Annotated in this window: 15 protein-coding genes; 11 read left to right on the top strand and 4 right to left on the bottom strand. The window is 72.2% G+C overall.

Annotation, left to right across the window (positions count from 1 at the left end):
* The 3 genes from M1L60_RS07595 to M1L60_RS07605 all read left to right on the top strand — a co-directional run.
* Nucleotides 1–356, top strand: a 356-nt coding sequence (locus tag M1L60_RS07595) for a hypothetical protein (protein ID WP_253236596.1), incomplete at its 5' end; no start/stop codon positions are given.
* A gap of 89 nt (nt 357–445) precedes the next feature.
* On the top strand, nt 446–937 hold the full coding sequence (paaI, locus tag M1L60_RS07600) for a hydroxyphenylacetyl-CoA thioesterase PaaI (protein WP_438862081.1): 492 nt from the start codon (nt 446–448) through the stop codon (nt 935–937).
* A gap of 411 nt (nt 938–1,348) precedes the next feature.
* A complete protein-coding gene (locus tag M1L60_RS07605) occupies nt 1,349–4,063 on the top strand; it encodes an AfsR/SARP family transcriptional regulator (protein WP_253236597.1) in 2,715 nt (904 codons plus the stop codon).
* Here the strand turns inward: M1L60_RS07605 and M1L60_RS07610 are convergent.
* On the bottom strand, nt 4,045–5,346 hold the full coding sequence (locus M1L60_RS07610; protein ID WP_253236598.1) for a VanW family protein: 1,302 nt from the start codon (nt 5,344–5,346) through the stop codon (nt 4,045–4,047). The two genes, M1L60_RS07605 and M1L60_RS07610, sit on opposite strands and share 19 nt — an antisense overlap.
* A complete protein-coding gene (locus tag M1L60_RS07615) occupies nt 5,343–6,251 on the bottom strand; it encodes a serine/threonine-protein kinase (RefSeq protein WP_253236599.1) in 909 nt (302 codons plus the stop codon). The genes M1L60_RS07610 and M1L60_RS07615 overlap by 4 nt, the downstream gene beginning before the upstream one ends.
* A 101-nt stretch (nt 6,252–6,352) precedes the next feature.
* Between M1L60_RS07615 and M1L60_RS07620 the strand changes: the two genes are divergently transcribed.
* Nucleotides 6,353–7,225: a universal stress protein gene (locus tag M1L60_RS07620; protein WP_253236600.1), complete on the top strand. Its 873-nt coding sequence runs from the start codon at nt 6,353–6,355 to the stop codon at nt 7,223–7,225.
* The gene (locus tag M1L60_RS07625; RefSeq protein ID WP_253236601.1) at nt 7,222–7,959 is read left to right on the top strand and encodes an SDR family oxidoreductase; all 738 of its coding nucleotides are present in this window, start codon (nt 7,222–7,224) and stop codon (nt 7,957–7,959) included. The genes M1L60_RS07620 and M1L60_RS07625 overlap by 4 nt, the downstream gene beginning before the upstream one ends.
* On the opposite strand, the gene M1L60_RS07630 is transcribed toward M1L60_RS07625, so the two are convergent.
* Nucleotides 7,960–8,256, bottom strand: a complete 297-nt coding sequence (locus tag M1L60_RS07630) for a hypothetical protein (protein WP_253236602.1) — start codon at nt 8,254–8,256, stop codon at nt 7,960–7,962.
* Nucleotides 8,257–8,304: 48 nt separating this feature from the next.
* Between M1L60_RS07630 and M1L60_RS07635 the strand changes: the two genes are divergently transcribed.
* Nucleotides 8,305–8,646 carry a PadR family transcriptional regulator gene (locus M1L60_RS07635; RefSeq protein WP_253236603.1) on the top strand — a complete coding sequence of 114 codons (342 nt, stop codon included), beginning with the start codon at nt 8,305–8,307 and terminating at the stop codon, nt 8,644–8,646.
* Nucleotides 8,643–9,713, top strand: coding sequence for a hypothetical protein (locus M1L60_RS07640; RefSeq protein ID WP_253236604.1), 1,071 nt, complete (start codon nt 8,643–8,645; stop codon nt 9,711–9,713). The genes M1L60_RS07635 and M1L60_RS07640 overlap by 4 nt, the downstream gene beginning before the upstream one ends.
* Here the strand turns inward: M1L60_RS07640 and M1L60_RS07645 are convergent.
* On the bottom strand, nt 9,639–10,001 hold the full coding sequence (locus M1L60_RS07645; protein ID WP_253236605.1) for a hypothetical protein: 363 nt from the start codon (nt 9,999–10,001) through the stop codon (nt 9,639–9,641). The two genes, M1L60_RS07640 and M1L60_RS07645, sit on opposite strands and share 75 nt — an antisense overlap.
* Nucleotides 10,002–10,159: 158 nt before the next feature.
* Between M1L60_RS07645 and M1L60_RS07650 the strand changes: the two genes are divergently transcribed.
* The 4 genes from M1L60_RS07650 to M1L60_RS07665 all read left to right on the top strand — a co-directional run bounded on the left by M1L60_RS07650 (nt 10,160) and on the right by M1L60_RS07665 (nt 17,015).
* On the top strand, nt 10,160–11,458 hold the full coding sequence (locus M1L60_RS07650; protein ID WP_253236606.1) for a radical SAM protein: 1,299 nt from the start codon (nt 10,160–10,162) through the stop codon (nt 11,456–11,458).
* Nucleotides 11,459–11,877: 419 nt separating this feature from the next.
* A complete protein-coding gene (locus M1L60_RS07655; RefSeq protein ID WP_253236607.1) occupies nt 11,878–12,540 on the top strand; it encodes a hypothetical protein in 663 nt (220 codons plus the stop codon).
* A gap of 111 nt (nt 12,541–12,651) precedes the next feature.
* Entirely contained in the window at nt 12,652–16,713 is a 4,062-nt protein-coding gene (locus tag M1L60_RS07660; RefSeq protein WP_253236608.1) for a SpoIIE family protein phosphatase, read from the top strand.
* Nucleotides 16,710–17,015 (top strand): STAS domain-containing protein, encoded by a 306-nt coding sequence (locus M1L60_RS07665; protein WP_253236609.1) that lies wholly within the window; start codon nt 16,710–16,712, stop codon nt 17,013–17,015. Before M1L60_RS07660 ends, M1L60_RS07665 begins: the two co-directional genes overlap by 4 nt.
* Nucleotides 17,016–17,057 lie beyond the last annotated feature (42 nt).

Raw genomic sequence — 17,057 nt, forward strand, 5'->3', positions numbered from 1 at the left:
CGTGGGTGTGGTTCGTGGTTGTGGTTGCTTGCGTCGCGTGGGTGTGGTTCGTGGTTGTGGTTGCTTGCGTCGCGTGGGTGTGGTTCGTGGTTGTGGTTGCTTGCGTCGCGTGGTTGTGGTTCGTCGTTGCGGTTGCCTGCGCCGCTGAGCTGGGGCTGTCGCGTGACGCTGCCGCCGCCTTCGGGCTGCGGCTCTCGATCGAGATCACTTCCGTCGCCTGGGCGCCGTTCCGCGTCGGAGTTGTCGCCGTCGGGGTGTGGCTTCGGGGGGAGGGTGCTCAGTTGGCGGCCGCGGCCGAGGGCGCCCAGGGCCAGTGGGACGAACAGCAGCACGCAGGCCGCCACCACGATGTGTAGGGCCACCCAGCCGGGTCCGGTCAACCTGTCCATGTGCGTCCTCACTTTCTTGAACACGTTCAACTTAGCACGATGTTAGGTTGGAGTGGATGGCTGACGAGGCGGAGAACGTGGCGCAGGGCAGCGCCGGAGGTCATGCTCGGGCGGCCGGCATGGCTGAGGATGCGGAGAAGGTGGCGCGGAGCAGCGCCGAGGTCATGCTCGGGCGGGATGCGGCCAGCGCCGGGCTCGGCATCGAGCTCGAAGACGTGGGCCCGGGTCACGCGACGCTGACCATGCGGGTTCGCGACGACATGGTGAACGGCTTCGGGCTGTGCCACGGCGGTCTGCTCGCCTCGCTGGCCGACAGCGCGTTCGCCGTCGCCTGCAACTCGTACGGCGAGGTCACCGTGGCGGCCGGCTTCGACATCACGTTTCTCGAGTCCGGCCGGGCCGGGGATCTGTTGCGCGCCCACGCCGTCGAGCGGGCCCGCCGCGGGCGCTCGGGGCTCTACGACGTGACGGTCACCCGGGCCGCCGACAACGTGGTGCTGGCCGAGTTCCGCGGCCGCAGCCGTTCCCTCGGCAAGCCCGTGGTTTGACCGCCGGCGTGCTGAGGGCGCACCCGGGGTGGGGGATGGGCGGCATCCGGCGTCCCCCGTGCGCGCCGGACACCGCCCTCGTGGGGTGGCGGGAGAACGCTCTCAGACATCGACACAGGTTTTTCACAGGCCGGTCGGCCGTGGCGCGAGCGGCGACGCTGTGAGTGAGCGGATACATTCGCGAGCGTGATCGTGGGCGGGGGCCACCGAGGGCCCGGTTTCTGGATTCTGGGCCCCGTCGAGGTGCGATCCGGCGGCCCGGAAGAGCCGCGATCCGGCGGCCCGGAAGAGCCGCGATCCGGCGGCCCGGAAGAGCCGCGACCCGGCGGCGCGGAAGAACTGCGGCCCGGCGGCCCGGAACGGGTGCGGTCTGTCGGCCCGGCAAAGCTGCCAGCCGACGGCCAGGAAGTGGTGGCTGCCGACAATCGGAAAGCGGCGCAAGCCGGCGTTCCGATCTCGCTCGGTGGGCCGCGGGCCCGCAACCTGCTCGCCTGTCTGCTGCTGAACGCGGACCGCGTCGTCGGCGTGGAACAGCTGGTCGACGCCGTCTGGGGGGACGACCCGCCGTCGGGCGCCCGGATCCAGGTGCAGAACCGCGTCTCCACGTTGCGGGCTCAGCTGCGCCGGGCCGGTCTCGACGCCACGCTCGACCGTCAGGCGCCGGGCTATCTGCTGCGGCCCGGTCCGGTTCCGTATGACCTGGCACTCTTCGACGACGAGCTGCGGCGCGCCCACGCCCTCATGGCGTCCGGCGACCTCTCGCGTGCGGCTGATGTGCTGCGCACCGCCCTCGGCCTCTGGCACGGCCCACCCCTGGCCGGGGTCGACACCGCCCCACTGCGCACCGCCGCCCACACGCTCGAGGAGCGCCGCCTCGAAGCCTGGGAGACCTGCCTGGGCTGGGAGTTGGAGCTGGGCCGGGCCGACGCCGTGGCCCGTGACCTGACCGGGCTGAGCCGCGACCACCCGTACCGGGAGCGGTTCGCCGTGCTGCTCATGCGGGCACTGGCCGCGGCCGGCCGGCGGGCCGCCGCCCTCGAGGTCTACCGCCGGACCCGCGTACGCCTGGTCGCCGATCTGGGCATCGAGCCCGGCCCCGACCTGGCCGCGACGCTGGACGAGCTGCTGGCCGAGGCTCCCGGCCGTGACCTGGCCGAACTCGTCCCGGCCCAGCTGCCGGCCGACGTCCGCTTCGTCGACCGCCGCCGCCACCTGCGCGCGCTCGACAACCTGGTCCCGGAGGGCGCTTCGTGCGTGGTCATCGCCGGTCCGGCCGGGGTCGGCAAGTCGGCGTTGGCCGTCCACTGGGGACATTCGGCGGCGTCCCGCTTCCCCGACGGGCAGCTGCACGTCGGGCTGCGGGGCTGGGCGCCTTCGGGCCGTTCGCTGAGCCCGGGCGAGGCGTTGCGCGGCTTCCTCGAGGCGCTGCGCGTGCCGCCCGAGAAAGTCCCGACCGGGCTGCAGGCCCAGGCGAGCCTGTACCGCAGCCTGCTGGCCGGCCGCCGGATGCTGATCGTGCTGGACGACGCCCGCGACGCCGAGCAGGTGCGGCCGCTGCTGCCGGGCACCTCCGGGTCGCTGGTGCTGGTCACCAGCCGGGAGCCGCTGACCGGGCTGGCCGTCACGGGCCGGGCCGACCACCTCACGCTGGATCTGATGGACGCGGCCGATTCGCACGAGCTTCTCGCCGTACGGGTGGGCAGGCCCCGCCTGGAGGCCGAGCCCGCGGCCACCGCCGAGATCGTGCGCCGGTGCAGCGGTCTGCCGCTGGCCCTGGCCGTGGCCGCCGCGCGGGCCGCGATCAGCCCGGCGCCCGCGGCCCTGACTGACTTGGCGGCGCAGCTGGCGCGGGCCGGCCGCCCGTTGGACGCGTTCACCGGCACTGCGGACAGGGCCAGCGACCTGCGTACGGTGTTGTCGGTCTCTTATCGCCGTTTGTCACCAGCGGCGGCACGGGTGTTCCGCCTGCTCCACGTGCGAATCGGGGACCGCATCGGCACGGCGGCGGTGGCCGCGCTGGCCGACATCGACCGCGACACCGCGGCCGGGCTGCTGGCCGAGCTGGCCACGGCCGGGTTCGTCACCACCGACGGCGACCATCACTGGGGCCACGACCTGTTGCGGGCGTACGCGACCGAGCTGACCACGGACGCCGACGAACCCGCCGCTGCCCTGCGAAGGCTGCTCGACTATTACCTGCGCCGGGCGTACGCGGCCGACCAGGCTCTCTTCCCGGACCGCGACCCGATCGGCCTCGTCCCGGGCGAGCGGTTCGACAGCGTCGCGGCTGCGATGGCCTGGGCCGACGCGGAACGGGCGGTGCTGGTCGAGGCGGTCGACCGGGCCCACGCGGCGGGCGAGCACGAGCGGTCGTGGCAGCTGGCCTGGGCCGTGACGACCTACCTCAACCGCAGCGGGCACTGGCACGACTGGGCCCGCGTGCAGCGCCGCGGGCTGGCCGCGGCCAACCGGCTGCGCGACGTGCGGGGACAGGCGTGCTGCCACCGCGACCTGGCCAACGCGGCGACCCGGCTGCGACGCTATGACACCGCGCGGCGGCACCTGCGGACGAGCCTCGTGCTGTTCGAGCGTCTCGGGGACCGCTCGGCCCAGGTGTCCTGTCACAAGAACGTGGCCTGGATGGAGGAGCGCGAGGGCCGGTACGCCGAGGCCCTGCGCCATTCGGAGCTGGCGCTGGAGATCAGCCGGCAGCTGCCGGGGACGCGGCGGCTCGCCAGTTCGCTCAACGCCGTCGGCTGGTACCGGGCGCTGCTCGGCGACCACGCGGCCGCGAGCGAGTTCTGCCGGGAGGGGCTGCGCCTGTTCCGGCAGACCGGCGACCGGTACGGCGAGGCCCACACGCTCGAGAGCCTGGGCTACGCCGAACAGCATCGGGAGAACCACGCCGCGGCCATCGAGCTGTACGAGCGGGGCTCGGCCCTGTGCGACGAGATCGGTGAGCGCTACCTGAAGGGCCAGCTGCTGACCCGGCTCGGCGAGACCCACCTGAGCGCCGCCGACCCCGACGCCGCCCGCACGGCGTGGCGGGCGGCCCTGGACATCTTCGACGAGATCGACCCGCGGGCGGCGGCCGACCTGCGCGAGCGTCAGTCCAGCCCGCGATAGGTCCAGTTCAGGGTGTCGGTGCCGCGCTCGGCGCCGTCCTGCTTGACCGTCCGGGTCACCGAGATCCGGAAGCCGCCGTTGTCCCGGGGCCGGCGCGGGCCGGTCACCGACTCGACCTCGCGGTTGCCGGTGTGGCCGTAGATGCCGACCGTGACCGACGTGCCGGTGGTGCGCACCCGGATGACGAACGGCGCCTCGGTGTCGTTGTGGATGACCTGGTCGATCGAGCGCCAGTCGAGCGTCGCCTCGCGGCCCGGGGGATAGCGGCTGATGTAGAGCGAGTGCGGCTGGTGCTTGCGGATGTCGAGCCCGGCGAACCAGGCCGCGTTGAACAGCGTCGTCGAGAACTGGGAGACGCCACCGCCCAGCTGGTCCTCGAGCTCGCCGTTGACGATGGCCGGGGCGGGCACGAAACCGGCGGCCCGGGTGCGCTCGCCGGCCGCGTCGTTCAGCGAGAACGTGTCGCCGGCCGGGACGACCGTGCCGTCGATCAGCTCGGCGATGCGGTGGATGTTGGTGACGCGCGGGGCGCAGCACGGGTGGTAGGTGGTGAACGTGCCGATCAGCTGGTCGACCCCGGCCAGCTTCGGGGTGGAGTTGCCCGGCGGCAGCTCGGTCACCGGCAGGCTCAGGGTGGTTCCGCCGCTGCGGACGGTCTCGGTCAGCTTGCGTACGGCATCAGTGGTCCGCACACCCCGGCCGGGCTCACCCGGGTCGAGCGTCACCCCCCGATCCGAAGCGGTGTACGCGAGATCGCCCTTGCCGTCGAGCACGGTCTGTGGCGACGCGAGTCGCACCGACGCGTTGCGGGCGGGCCGGTTGATCGGCTTCAGGGCGGCGTCGAGACCGTCCTGGGCCTGGGACTCGTCCACGGTCAGCGCCGGCGGGATCTCGTTCCGGCCACCGCCGGGCAGCCGCAGCCGGGTCGTGCCGACGCTGCGCTCGGTGGCGGCCACGTCGAGCCGGATGCCGAGTTCGGCCGGGCGCACGGTGAACCGCTCCGAGCCGGCCGCGACGGTGACCGGCTGCTCCACCTTCAGGCGGACCGGGCCGTCGATCGCTCCCCGCAGCGCCTTGGCGTCCATCCCGCCCACGGCCACCCCGGCCACGTACGTGCCGGTCGGCGCCACCGGCGTGGGCCGCACCACCAGCAGGCCGGCGCCGACCACGACCACCACCAGCCCGATGCCGAGCCAGAGGATCCAGCGGCGGCTCCGCCGGGGTGGCGGCGGGGCCGGGATCGCCGCCGAGGCGGTCCAGCGCTGGTTCCCGTACGTCGTCATGCCTTGATCATGCGGCTGCTGCGCGCTTCCGACATCGGTCGTTTGACTGCCGTCACGTCCGCTGTGACCAGCGCCTCCCGGGCCTGGTCGAGGGTCCACCGGCGGGCCGGATCGGCCGCGAGCAACCCCTCGATGACCGGCCGTAGCGGCCCGGCGAGGCGGAACGGCGCCGGATCGGCCTCGGTCACGGCCAGCATCGTCGCGAACAGGTCACCCCGGTCGAACGGCGAGCGCCCCTCGACGGCGGCGTAGAGGGTCGCGCCCAGGGTGAACAGGTCGCTCGCGGGTTCGGGGGGCGCGCCGTACATCTGCTCGGGCGAGACATACGCCGGGCTGCCCTCGAAGCCCTCGGCCGGAGCCCCCGGACCGGACGCCGGGGACCAGGCGATGCCGAAGTCGATGAGCACGACCCGGCCGTCGGCGCAGAGCTGGACGTTGCCCGGTTTCACGTCGCGGTGCACGATGCCCGCCCGGTGCACCGCGACCAGGGCGTCGAGCAGGCTGAGCCCGATGCGGCGCACCTGCTCGACCGGCCGCGGCCCGTCCTCGCGCAGGACGTCGGCGAGCGTTCGCCCGCTCAGCGCCTCCATCACGATCCAGTGCTCGTCGCCGTCGGCCACCAGGTCGAGGACGCGCACCGTGCCCGGGTGGTCGACGCTCGCCGCGGCCCGGGCCTCTTCCAGCGCCCGGCCCGGCTCGTCGGCCCGCTTGACGGCGACCGGCCGGCCGAGCAGTTCGTCGTCGGCCAGCCACACCGACCCCATCCCGCCCCGCCCCAGCAGCGGGCCGAGCCGGTACCGCCCGGCGACCAGCCGGCCACCCGGCCCGGCCTGCGCGTGCCGAGGTTCGTACGGGAAATTTCTCATGCCCTCGACAATGGCGATCTTCCGCGTCCCTGTCGTCACGGCGAGCACCCAACCGAGATACCTGCTACCCGGAAACCGGCGAGCCTGTCACGTTCCGGAGCCGGCCCGGGTCATTGAAGGGAAAAGCGAAAGGGGTGCCAATGAGGGCACGTGTGATCGTGGGCATCGACGGCTCCGAACAGGCCTTGACCGCCGTGCGGGCGGCTGCGGGCGAGGCGGCCCGCCGCAACATGCCGCTGCACATCGTGCATGCCTTCTTCTGGCCGATGCTGCATGTGGACACCGGGCCGGTCTCGGCGGACATGCCGGACAGCGGGCTGGAGAATTTCGCGGCCGACATGCTGGCCGAGGCGGTGCGCGCCGCGCAGGCCGTCGAGCCCGGCGTCAAAGTGACCAAGGCCCTGATCGACGGGCCGGCCGCGCCGGTGCTGATCGAGGCGTCGCGCGGCGCGGCCCTGCTGGTGCTGGGCGATCGGGGGCTGGGCGCGATCAGCGGGGTGATCATCGGGTCGGTCGCCGTGCACGCGGCCGCCCACGCCGACTGCCCGGTGCTGGTCGTTCGAGGGGACGCGCCGCCCGTGGGGCCGGTCGTGGTCGGGGTCGACGGGTCGGAGTCGTCCGAGCTCGCGGTGGGCTTCGCGTTCGATCAGAGTTCGCGCCGCGGGGTGCCGCTGATGCCGGTGATCGCCTGGAACGAGGCCGACACGGCCGGCGCCCACCAGTGGCACTCGGCCTCGACCGCGGCCGAGGCGCTGGCCGGGGAGGCCCAGCGCACCCTCAGCGAGCAGCTGAGCGGGTGGCGGGGCAAGTACCCGGAGGTCGAGGTGGCCCCGGCCGCGCTGCGCGGGCATCCGCGCAAAGTGCTGGCCGAGCTGTCGCACGAGGCCCAGCTGATGGTCGTCGGGGCGCGCGGCCTGGGCGCCTTCAAGGGTCTGATGCTCGGTTCGGTCAGCCAGTCGCTGCTCTACAACTCGGCCAGCCCGGTGGCGGTCGTACGAGGGGAATCGTCATGAGGATCGCTGTGCTGGGCGGGACCGGGCTGGTCGGGTCGCGCGTCGTCGCCCTGTTGCGCGAGCGGAGGCACGAGGCCGTGCCGCACGGGTTGTCGACCGGCGTCGACCTGCAGACCGGGCGTGGCCTGCCCGAGGCGCTGAAGGACGTCGACGTGGTGGTCAACCTGTCCCGTCCGCCGGTGTTCGACCAGAACTCGCCGGTGTTCTTCCGCGAGACGATGGAGAACCTGCTCCAGGCAGCCGAGGACGCCGAGGTCGGCCACATCGTCATCCTGTCCGTCATCGGCGCCGAGCAGGTGCCCGACGTGCACTACTACAAGGGCCGGGTGGTGCAGGAAGAGGTGCTGCGCGACGGCGACGTCCCGTGGTCGGTGATCCGCTCGACGGACTTCTTCGAGTTCATCGACCGGGTGCTGACCTGGACCGCCGACGACACCGCGGTCCGCCTGCCGGCCACCCTGCTGCAGCCGATCGCGGCCGACGACGTGGCCCGCATCGTGGCCGGGGTGGCCACGACGGGCTCGCTCGACGGGGTCCTCGAGATCGCCGGGCCCGAGGTGTTCCCGCTCGACCAGCTGGGCCGGATCACGCTGGCCGCCCGGGGTGACGAGCGCCCGGTGGTGGTCGACCCGACGGCGGCCGGCATGTACTCGTACGTCCGGGGCGCCGCCCTGATCGCCGGGGACACCGCCGTGCTGGCCGAGACCACCTACCGCCAGTGGTTGCGGGGCTGATCAGGCGCCCATCCGGATCAGTGCGTTGCCGCCCAGCATGAGCAGGTCGGCTCCCGCCACCAGGGCCAGGCTCAGGTGCAGGTGGCGGGAGGCGACCTCGGGGTCGTCGCCGCGGATGCCGCGCAGCGCGAACACCCCGGCCATGATCACCAGTGGGACCCCGCCGATCAGCAGCAGGCCGACCGCTCCCGGGGTGTGACCGCCGGTGACCAGCAGCGTCAGCATCACCACGGGCACGATGCCGAACACGAGCACGGCGATCACGCTGTACCACCGCAGCGGCCGTGTCGCTTCCATGTTTGTCACGCTTGACCTCATACTCAGATAATCTTTATATTGCCCCGCATGGCGAAGGCGATGCGGGAACCCACCTTCTGGATTCTGACGGCTCTGGTCGATCAAGCTCGGCACGGGTACGGGATCATCCAGCAGGCCGCCATTCTGTCCGACGGCTCGGTGCGGCTGCAGGCCGGCACGCTCTACGCCGCCCTCGACCGGCTCGCCGCCGAGGGGCTGGTGGTGGTCGACCACGACGAGACGGTCGACGGGCGCGAGCGCCGCTACTACCGGCTCACCAAGGGCGGCGTGCTGGCCCTGCAGGACGAGACCGAGCGCCTGGCCCGCAACGCGACCACCGCCTCGCGCCAGCTCGCCACGCGCCGCAACCTCGGCGAGGCGACCGCGTGAGCCGCCTCGATGTGCGCTACCGCCTGTTGCTGCGCGCGTATCCGCCCGGCCGTCGGCGCGGCGAACTCACGGACACCCTGCTCGAGGCGGGACGCGGCCGTCCCTCCGTACGGGAAGGGTTGAATCTTCTGCGGTACGGGCTGCGGGCCCGGCTGGGCCGGCCGGCCAGTCACGCCGTGGTGGTCCTGGCGACGTTGATCGCGGTGGTCGCCGGCGTGCTCGGCGCGGCCGTGACGACCCGGCTGGCCTGGGAGGCTGTGCCCGCCCTGCCCTCCGGGGAACGGCTGGCCGACATCTCGGGCACGGTCTTCCCGGGCCTTCCCACGACGACCGACAAATACACCGACGAGCTCTTCTACGACCTGCGCGAACCATCCCTGGCCAAGGTGCTGCTGACCGGCCACGAGGAGGACTTCCAGTTCTCCGACCTCATCGTGTGGCCTGACGACCGCTTCCTGCCCGGCGACTACCGGCAGTGGACGACAGCGGCCCAGGGCCGCCTGGTCGAGGCCGGCTGGGAGGTCGGCGAGGCCCAGGTCACCGGGGCCACCTGGATCGCCACCGGCGAGATCGACGACAGCGGCCGCCTGTTCACGGCCACCCGCGACGGCCTGGCCCTCGAGATCGCGACCGAGACCGACGTCGTCGACACCCCGGCCGGCTCGTTCTACGTGACCGCCGAGATCGACCGCCTGACGCCGGGCTGGGTGCTTGCCGCGGGCGTGTCCGGCCTGCTGGTGGGGGCGCTGCTGGGCTGGCTGGCGACCGGCTGGGTGAGCCGCCGCACCGAGCTCGGCAGCGCCCGGGTCCGCTCGCTGACCCGCGAACCGGCCTGGGTGGCGCTGGTCCTGCTGCTCCCGCAGGCGCTGCTCGCGCTGGTCGGGATGATCGGCCAGCAGGTCGTCGGCGGCGCCCCGCACGCCCCGTTCTGGGCGCTGTCGGTCACCTACGGTTACGGCTGTGGCCTGCTCGGCTTCGTGTTGTTCGGTGTCTCAGTCGTCACCGCTGCCGTCGCCGGTCGCGGCGCCGCCGGCATCGAGCCGGTCGTCACCCGAGAACGCCTGTAAGCCCCGCTCCCAGCGTTCCCGCCGCTCGTCGAGGGTCTGCTCCCACCACTCGGGGCCGCGCTCGCCCAGCGCCACCTTGGCCGCCTGGACGCGGGCGCGGGCCGGGGCCGGGTCCTGTCCGGCCCGCTTGAGGGCGCCGACGTCGCGCCGGGCCGCCATCAGGGCCTTGCGCAGGACGGCGGCCACGTCGTCGGGGATCGCGGGGTCGGTCGCGCGCCACCGCCGGCCGTCGACGATGATGTAACGGCCGTCGTCGCTGGTCACCGGTGGCTTCTTGGCGCTGCTCACCCTCGTACCGTAAGGGCCGGAGGGCAGATGTGGCGTGACGCACCGCGCATCCGTTTGCCGGGGCTGTGACCCAGGCAGCAGTGTGGTGGAGGATGGAACGGCAGGCTGTTGATCAGGAGGGGCCCATGCGGTCACGCACCGACGTTGTCGAAGACTTGATGGCACGCTTTCCGCACGTCCCGCGGGAGGCCGTCGTCAAGGAGGACCTGCTGCGCGGCGGGCTGGCGTTCGACGATTCGGCGCTGAGCGACAACGAGGGCGGCGACGTCAAACCGAAGTCGTACTTCATCTTCTCGTTCGACCTCCGCGCGCTGCCCGAGCTGGGCACGGCCGCGCTGCGTCGCCCGCCGGAAGAGATCGTGCTCACCGGCGGCCCCTACGACTTCCGCCGTACGGTCGTGTCGGTCCGCGTCAACCCGAGCTCGCCCTACCGGGTGAAGACCGACGACGACGGCCGCATGCACCTCTACCTCGACGGCAAGCCGATCGCCGACGTCGGGGTGCCCCCGATGCCGGACTACTACCGGCACACGCTGTCCAACGGCAAATCGGTGATGGAGGTGGCCCCGACGATCCAGTGGGGCTACCTGATCTATCTGACCGCCTTCCGGGTCTGCCAGTACTTCGGGGCCAAGGAGGAGTGCCAGTACTGCGACATCAACCACAACTGGCGCCAGCACAAGGCGGCCGGGCGGCCCTACACCGGGGTCAAGCCGGTCGACGAGATCCTCGAGGCGCTGGCGATCATCGACAAGCACGACACGGCGAAGACGTCGCGGGCCTACACGCTGACCGGCGGCAGCATCACGTCGCAGGTGCAGGGCAAGGCCGAGGCCGACTTCTACGGCCAGTACGCGCAGGCGATCGAGGAGCACTTCCCCGGCCGGTGGATCGGCAAGGTGGTGGCCCAGGCGCTGCCCAAGGCCGACGTGCAGCGGTTCAAGGACTACGGCATCCAGATCTACCACCCCAACTACGAGGTGTGGGACAAGAAGCTGTTCGAGCTGTACTGCCCGGGCAAGGAGCGGTACGTGGGCCGGGAGGAGTGGCACCGCCGCATCCTCGACTCGGCCGAGATCTTCGGCCCGCGCAACGTGATCCCGAACTTCGTGGCCGGGGTCGAGATGGCGGCGCCGCACGGCTTCACCACCGTGAACGAGGCGATCGACTCGACCGCCGAGGGCCTCGAGTACTTCATGTCGCGCGGCATCACACCCCGGTTCACCACGTGGTGCCCCGAGCCGACGACGCCGCTGGGCAAGTCGAACCCCGAGGGCGCGCCGCTGGAATACCACGTGCGGCTGCTCGAGACGTACCGCGCGGTGATGGAGGCCAACGGCCTGTCCAGCCCGCCCGGGTACGGTCCGGCCGGCGCCGGCCGAGCCGTGTTCTCGGTGTCCTCGTTCATGGACTCGCTGCCCGCCAACGACGAGACGGCCGAGGTCACCGCCCGCTGATTTGTCCGTTCAGGCGCCGAGTCGCAGACAGCAAGGCCTGGACTCGGCGCCTCGGACCCGGCGATCGTCGCTTTGGGTGAGCAGACGCGATGTGACGGTGCTGCCACGGAACGGTTTCATCGGGCGCTCACCGGGGTCGATTGTTCCGATTCCGGTGACGCCTGACTGGTCAGCCCGGTCAATTTCGAGATCATTTTCCGGCGATCATTGTTCTCCATTCTGAACTGCGGAAACGTAAACTCGGCAGCATTGTCAAGGTGCAGATTCCGTACGGGAGAAGCGGTGTTGACGGCCTCGGCAGGATGTGGGTCGTGGCAGCGGAATTATCGGACCCCATCAGAACGCGGCGGCGTCGCCCGGGCTACGCACCGTCATCACCGCGGCATTCGATCCCGGGCCCGCCCGCCCCGGCCCCGGTCGTGCGGGGCGAGGGGATCGAGGCCCTCAACCACGACGTGCTCATCCGGCGCTCGCTCGAGATGTCGCCGAACGGGTTCATCACGATCATCAGCATCATCCAGGGCGTCGCGCTGGCACTGCTGGCCGAGAACACGTTCGAGAAGCCCAGCCTGCTGGTCGGCATCCAGAGCGTCTCGCTCCTGCTGATCTTCGTGAGCGTCTTCTACTGGTACCTGACCCTCAGCGTGCTCATCCGCTGGGCGCCGTCGTTCCTGGACTGCCTGCTGCCCTTCGCCATCGCCAGTCTCGAGATCCCACCCGCGTTCTTCCTGGGCAACGCCCGGGCCTGGAACCTGTGGCTGGCCATGTTCTGGGCCGGCACCGCCATCGGCCTCTGGATCACCCGCAAGTGGTGCCCGCCGTCGCACTTCGGCGACGCCCGCGACGCCTACCGCCGGTTCATCGCCCTGCTGAGCGAACTGCAGATGATCGCCGGGGTCGGAGCGCTGGGCCTGGCCTTCTGCGGCATCTTCGCCTACCTCGACTGGACCCACCAGTTCTTCTGGGGCACGGCGGGCGCCCTCACCGTCCTGACCACTGTCGGTTTTGTGGTCTTCCGGGTCGAACACGGCGCCTCCCGCATCCACACCCATTTCGGAGTGAGCCGCCCGCCGTTCAACTGAGGGGGAAGTGGGTAAGAGGCCACCCGCCAGGAGGACGTCCGGGCGCGGCCGGTTGCGTATTCTACGAACTGCTTACGCGCCCGGGGCCGAGGAACGGGAGACGCTCGCGCGATGACTCAGGACGTGTTCGCCGGTGGCGGTGACGTCGGTCGTGACCTCACGGTGGTGGAATGGGGTGGCACGTCCCTCGGCCCGCCCGAGCAGTGGCCGCAGAGTCTGCGCACGGCGGTCAGCATCCTGCTCTCGTCGCGGTTTCCGATGTGGATGGCGTGGGGGCCGCAGCTCACCTTCTTCTGCAACGACGCCTACCGTCGCGACACGCTGGGCCGCAAGTACCCGTGGGCGCTGGGTCGCCCGGCCAACGAGGTGTGGGCCGAGATCTGGGACGACATCGGCCCGCGCATCGAGGGCGTGCTCGCCACCGGCCAGGCCACCTGGGACGAGGGCCTGCTGCTGTTCCTCGAACGCTCCGGCTACCGCGAGGAGACGTACCACACGTTCTCGTACAGCCCGCTGCGTGACGACGAGGGCGCCCTGGTCGGCATGCTCTGCGTGGTCAGCGAGGACACCGAACGGGTGATCGGCCAGCGCCGGATGGCCACCCTGCGTGATCTCGGGTCGGATCCGAGCGTGGTGCGCACCGAGCAGCAGACGCTCGCTTTCACCGGCGCCCAGCTGGGCCGCAACCTGCGCGACCTGCCGTTCACCCTGACCTATCTGTTCGACCTCGACGGCGTACGCCTGGCCGAGGCGACCGGTATGCCGGCCGACCACCCCGTCGCGAGCCCGGCCGGCTGGCCCGTCGAGGCGGTCGCGCGCGGCGAGTCGGTGGTGGTGCCGCTCGACGGCGACCTTCCGGCCGGCGACTGGCACGAGCCGCCGACCGAGGCCCTGCTCGTGCCGCTGCTGCAGCAGGGCGACAGTCCGTACGGGTTCCTGGTCGCCGGTCTCAACCGCTTCCGCGCCCTCGACGACGGCTATCGCGGGTTCGTCGAGCTGACCGCCGGGCACGTCTCGGCCGGCATCGCCAGCGCCCGCAGCTATCAGGCCCAGCAGCGCCGGGCCGAGGAGCTGGCCGAGCTCGACCGGGCCAAGACCGCGTTCTTCTCCAACATCAGCCATGAGTTCCGCACCCCGCTGACCCTGATCATGGGCCCGCTCGAGGAGTTGCTGACCCGGGCCGACCTCACCGACGAGCCGGCCGTACGGGCCGAGCTGGACGTGATCCACCGCAACGGGCTGCGGCTGGGCAAGTTGGTCAACGCGCTGCTCGACTTCTCCCGGCTCGAGGCCGGCCGCATGCAGGCCCGGTTCGAGCCGGTCGACCTGGCCAACGCCACGGCCGAGCTGGCCAGCGTGTTCCGGTCGGCGATCGAGCGCACCGGGCTGACCTTGGAGGTCGACACGCCTGCGCTGGCCCAGCCGGTCTACCTCGACCGCGGGATGTGGGAGAAGATCGTTCTCAACCTGCTCAGCAACGCCCTCAAGTTCACGTTCAGCGGCGGGGTCCGGATCGCCGTACGCGAGGAAGCCGGAACGGCCACGGTGACGGTGACCGACACCGGGGTCGGCGTGCCGGCCGACGAGATGCCGCGGCTGTTCGAGCGTTTCCACCGCATCGAGAACGCGCGCTCGCGGTCGAACGAGGGCAGCGGCATCGGGCTGGCGCTGGTGCGGGAGCTGGTCGAGCTGCACGGCGGCACGATCACGGCCGACAGCACCTACGGCCAGGGCACGACCTTCACCGTACGGCTGCCGGTCGGCGCCGGCCATCTGCCGGCCGAGGCGGTGACCACCGCGCGGGTGACGGCCCCCGTGTCGTCCGGGGCCGACCCGTACGTGCAGGAGGCGTTGCGCTGGACGCCGGGCACCGCCGAGCCGGCCGGCGACCCCGTGCCGCGAGCCAAGTCGCCCGCCACCGTGCTGGTCGCCGACGACAACGCCGACATGCGCGACTACCTGACCCGGCTGCTGCACTCGGCCGGCCACCAGGTGCACGCGGTCGGCGACGGGCAGGCCGCGCTCGAGGCGGCCCGGGCCCGGCACCCCGACCTCATCGTCAGCGACGTCATGATGCCCCGCCTCGACGGGCTCGAACTGGTGGCGGCGCTGCGGGCCGACCCGCGGACGGCCGGGACGCCCGTGCTGCTGCTGTCGGCCCGGGCCGGTCAGGAGGCGTCGATCGAGGGCCTGGAGGCGGGCGCCGACGACTACCTGGTCAAGCCGTTCTCGTCGGCCGAGCTGCTGGCCCGGGTGCGGGCCAACGTCGAGCTGGCCCGGCTGCGCAACCACCACGCCCGCTGGCGCACGGCCCTGATCGACTCGCTGCAGGAGGCGTTCTTCGTCTGTGACGAGGACGGGGCGGTCATCGAGATCAACTCGACCTTCACCGACATCCTCGGCTTCGGGGTCGAGGGCCTGCCGTACCCGCCGGTGCATCCCTGGTGGCCCGACCGCGAGGCCGACCCGAAGGGTTACCAGCAGGTCGCGGACGCGCTGGCCATGCTGGTCGGCCGCACCCGGGGCGCCTACACGATCCCGGTCCAGCATCGCGACGGCCACCGGCTGTGGGCGGCCGCGTCGTTCAATCAGGTCGCCGACCCGGACAGCGGTCGTAAGGTCATCGTGGGGACCTTCCGCGACGTCACGGCCGAGCATTACGCCGTGCAGCGGGACAGCGCGCTGACCGCGCTCAGCGTCCGCCTGTCCCAGGCCGAGAGCCTGAGCGGCGCGTTGCCGGGCGTGCTGACCCAACTCGGTGAGCTGTGGCAGGCCGACCAGGTGTACGCGGCGGTCTTCGCCGGTTCCGGCCCGCCTGCCCTGGTCAGCGCGGACGACCAGGTCCGCTGGGACACGCTGGCCGCCGAACACCGGACGGCCCTGACCGAGCTGCGGGACAAGCCGCTGCTGACGCCGGTGGCCGACGAGCCCGGCCGGGCCGGCATCACGCTCGAGCACCCGGACGGCACGATGGCGCTGATGCTCGAGCTGGCCGAGCGGCGCCCGTTCACCGAGCAGGACCGCACGCTGCTGGCCCTGCTGGCCGGTCACCTGGGCCAGGGCCTGCACCGCATCCACCAGATCGACCAGCAGCGTGAGACGGCGCTGGCCCTGCAGCGGGCGATCCTCGGACCGGCCCAGCTGCCCGCCGGGTTCGCGGTCCGCTACGCGCCGGCGACCCGTCCGCTCAAGGTCGGCGGCGACTGGTACGACACCGTCACCCTGACCGGCGGCCGGATCGGCATCGTGGTCGGCGACTGCGTCGGGCACGGGCTCGAGGCGGCCACCGTCATGGGTCAGCTGCGCAGCGCCTGCCGGGCCCTGCTGCTGCAGAACACCGACCCGGCGCAGACGCTGACCGCCCTCGACCGGTTCGCGGCCCAGCTGCCGGGGGCCATGTGCGCAACCGTCTTCTGCGGCGTGCTCGACCCGGCCAGCGGGGATCTGACGTACGCCAGCGCCGGGCACCCGCCCGCGGTCGTCACCCACGCCGACGGGGCCACCGACCTGCTCGACCAGGGCCGCTCGCGGCCGCTCGGCGTGCGCTCGGCCGGCGAACGGCCCGAGGCCCACTACACCGTGCCGGCCCGGGCCACGCTGCTGCTCTACACCGACGGCCTGGTCGAACGTCGCCGGCAGCCGCTGACCACCGGCATCCGGCAGGTGGCGGCCGCGGTGCAGCAGGGCCGCTCGACCGCCCTGGAAGAGCTGGCCACCGAGGTCATGGACAGCATGGCCCCGGCCGCGGGTTACGACGACGACGTGGCCATGCTGCTCTACCGCCAACCCGGCCCGCTCGAGTACGAGTTCGCGGCCGAGGCGACCCGGCTCGCCCCGCTGCGCGCGATGCTGCGGACGTGGCTGGCCCGCTGCGGCATCGACCCCACGACGGCCCAGAACGTGCTGGTCGCGACGGGGGAGGCGTGCGCCAACGCGATCGAGCACGGCCACCGCCACCGGCCCGGCGGCCGGATCAGCCTGCGGGCCGCGGCCACGGCCGAGAACCTGCACCTGACCATCACCGACAGTGGCCTGTGGAAGACCCCGCAGCCCGCGGCCAACCCGCACCGCGGGCGGGGCTTCGCCCTGATGCGGGCGCTGATGAGCGAAGTGACAGTGACCACCGGCGCCGCCGGGACCGTCGTCGGCCTGCAAGCGAGGATTCCCCGATGAGCACACCGCTGACCTGCACCACGGGCCGTCACCCGGACGGGGCCGTCGTGCTCACGGCCACCGGCGAGATCGACATGAGCAACGCGGCCGCCTTCGCGGCCGCACTGAACGGCGCCGGCGACGAGTCGGCCGGGGCCACTTTCGTGGTCGACCTCACCCGGGTGGAGTACATCGACAGCGCCGGCCTGGCCGCCCTCTTCCCCCATGTGGACCGCCTGCGGTTGATCTCCAACCCGCTGTTGTCCCCGGTCCTGACCATCGCCGGCCTCGACGACATCACCACGGCGGCCCCTGAGTCGTAGATCTGCCACTTCCTCCGGCCGTCCGGCCGACGCGGGCCCCGC

This window comes from Paractinoplanes aksuensis (genome assembly GCF_024137025.1).
GTDB classification, from domain to species: Bacteria; Actinomycetota; Actinomycetes; order Mycobacteriales; family Micromonosporaceae; genus Actinoplanes; species Actinoplanes aksuensis.

Coding starts and splice junctions, on each gene's coding strand:
- M1L60_RS07610 (WP_253236598.1), bottom strand. CDS start 5,346: ATGACGACGTACGGGAACCAGCGCTGGACCGCCTCGGCGGCGATCCCG.
- M1L60_RS07660 (WP_253236608.1), top strand. CDS start 12,652: ATGACTCAGGACGTGTTCGCCGGTGGCGGTGACGTCGGTCGTGACCTC.
- M1L60_RS07625 (WP_253236601.1), top strand. CDS start 7,222: ATGAGGATCGCTGTGCTGGGCGGGACCGGGCTGGTCGGGTCGCGCGTC.
- M1L60_RS07665 (WP_253236609.1), top strand. CDS start 16,710: ATGAGCACACCGCTGACCTGCACCACGGGCCGTCACCCGGACGGGGCC.
- M1L60_RS07635 (WP_253236603.1), top strand. CDS start 8,305: ATGGCGAAGGCGATGCGGGAACCCACCTTCTGGATTCTGACGGCTCTG.
- M1L60_RS07630 (WP_253236602.1), bottom strand. CDS start 8,256: ATGGAAGCGACACGGCCGCTGCGGTGGTACAGCGTGATCGCCGTGCTC.
- M1L60_RS07650 (WP_253236606.1), top strand. CDS start 10,160: ATGGCACGCTTTCCGCACGTCCCGCGGGAGGCCGTCGTCAAGGAGGAC.
- M1L60_RS07620 (WP_253236600.1), top strand. CDS start 6,353: ATGAGGGCACGTGTGATCGTGGGCATCGACGGCTCCGAACAGGCCTTG.
- paaI (WP_438862081.1), top strand. CDS start 446: ATGGCTGACGAGGCGGAGAACGTGGCGCAGGGCAGCGCCGGAGGTCAT.